1 protein-coding gene is annotated in these 2,378 nt (G+C 63.0%); it reads left to right on the top strand.

Annotation, left to right across the window (positions count from 1 at the left end; all coding sequences use genetic code 11):
• Window positions 1-2,378 (top strand): alanine--tRNA ligase (gene alaS, locus WA989_RS16490; protein ID WP_424341571.1); only part of this gene is annotated, 2,378 nt, incomplete at both ends.

Raw genomic sequence — 2,378 nt, 5'->3', positions numbered from 1 at the left:
ACCCTGCTTTTCGTGAATGCCGGCATGGTCCCGTTCAAGAATATCTTCACCGGTGCGGAAACACCGTTCGCCCCGCGTGCGGCGACCTCGCAGAAATGTGTGCGTGCGGGCGGCAAGCACAATGATCTCGACAATGTCGGCTATACCGCTCGCCACCACACCTTCTTCGAAATGCTCGGAAACTTCTCCTTCGGTGACTATTTTAAGGACGAAGCGATCCATTTCGGCTGGGAACTCATCACCAGGGAACTGGGCCTGCCGGCAGACCGGCTTCTGGTCACCGTCTATGCCGATGATGACGAGGCTGCAGCCATCTGGAAGAAAGTCGCCGGCCTGCCAGACGACCGGATCATCCGCATCGCGACCAGCGACAATTTCTGGTCGATGGGCGATACCGGCCCGTGCGGACCATGCTCTGAAATCTTCTTCGACCATGGCGACAAGGTGCCCGGCGGGCCGCCTGGATCCCCCGATGAGGATGGCGACCGCTTCATCGAGATCTGGAATCTCGTCTTCATGCAATATGAGCAGCAGGCAGGCGGTGCGCGCACAAACCTGCCAAAGCCGTCCATCGACACCGGCATGGGGCTCGAACGCATGGCGGCTGTGCTGCAGGGCGTCCACAACAATTATGAGATCGATCTCTTCCAGACGCTGATCGCGGCAGAAGAAGAGATCTACAAGGCCAAGGCAGCGGGCGACCAGCTTGCCTCCTTCCGCGTGATTGCAGATCATTTGCGAACGTCCGCCTTCCTGATTGCAGACGGTGTGACCCCGTCGAATGAAGGCCGCGGCTATGTGCTGCGCCGGATCATGCGCCGCGCCATGCGCCATGGCCATCTTCTCGGCGCGCGCGAACCGGCCATGTACAGACTGGTCAGCGCGCTCACCGGCGAGATGGGCGATGCCTATCCGGAGCTGCGCCGCGCCCAGCCGGCCATCGAAGCGGCCCTCGAACAGGAAGAAGCCCGCTTCCAGCGCACGCTCGGCCGTGGTCTCGCCCTGCTTGATGAGGCGACCGAAGGTCTTTCCTCTGATGGCGAGCTGCCCGGCGAGACCGCCTTCCGCCTCTATGACACATTCGGATTCCCGCTCGACCTGACGCAGGATATCCTTCGCGGACGCGGCATGAGCGTCGATACGGCCGGCTTCGATGAAGCCATGGCCCAGCAGAAGAAAGCCGCCCGCGAGGCCTGGTCCGGCTCTGGCGATAGCGGTTCCGATGCGGTCTGGTTTCGCGTGCGCGACAAGGTCGGGGCGACAGAATTCCTCGGCTATCACGGCGTTGAGGACAAAGGCGAGCTGAAGGCCATCGTTGCTGGCGGCGCCATGGTCGACAGCGCTGAGCGCGGCGATTGTGAACTCGTTTTCGACAGAACGCCTTTCTACGCCGAAAGCGGTGGCCAGGCCGGTGACCATGGCGAGGTGCATTTCGCCAATGGCGCCCGTTTCATTGTGCGCGATGTCCAGAAGCGCGCCGGCGATGTCCACGTCCATGTCGGCGAGCTGACAGACGGATCGATTTCGCTCGGTGATGCAGCGACGCTCGTCGCGAGCCATGAGCGGCGCCAGCGCATACGTGCCAATCATTCGGCCACGCACCTCCTGCATGCGGCGCTGCGCGATGTGCTCGGCGAGCATGTCACCCAGAAAGGCTCGCTCGTCGAGGAAGACCGGCTTCGCTTTGATTTCTCTCATGGTGGGCCGGTCACGCCGGCCGAGATCGAGGCCATCGAAGACCAGGTCAACGCCGTCATCCGCCAGAATGACGAGGCGACGATCGCGACCATGGCACCCGACAAGGCGATCGAGGCGGGTGCGCTCGCGCTCTTCGGCGAAAAATATGGCGATGAGGTTCGTGTGCTCTCAATGGGCCGGTCCCTGACCCCGGGTGACCGGCCGTATTCGGTCGAGCTCTGCGGCGGCACGCATGTCTCGCGCACAGGCGATATCGCCGCTTTTGTGATCACGTCTGAAAGCGGGGTCTCTGCAGGCGTTCGCCGGATCGAGGCAGCGACGGGCGCCGAGGCGCTGTCTTTCCTCAAGAGCCGGGCGCAGGTCGCGCTTGATCTTGCCGACCAGCTAAAAGTGCCGCTCAAGGATGTTGGCCGGAAGGTCGCCTCAATTAGTGAAGAACGCCGCACCCTGGAACGCGACCTGGCAGACGCCAAACGCAAGCTCGCCATGGGCGGCGGCGGTGCCGCTGCGCCGGCCGGGCCTGAAGAGATTGGCGGTTACAAGCTGATCGCCCGCGTTGCAGAGGGGGTCGGCGGCAAGGACCTTCGCGGTCTTGTCGACGAGGCCAAATCCAAACTCGGCTCGGGCATCGCGGTTTTCATTGGCGTCAATGACGGCAAGGCTGCTGTGGCCGTGGGGGT

Origin of the sequence: Henriciella sp., from assembly GCF_049649345.1 — a bacterium.
GTDB lineage: Bacteria > Pseudomonadota > Alphaproteobacteria > Caulobacterales > Hyphomonadaceae > Henriciella.
Note: the sequence above shows the minus strand (reverse complement) of the source record. Positions and strands in the feature narration are given on the sequence as shown.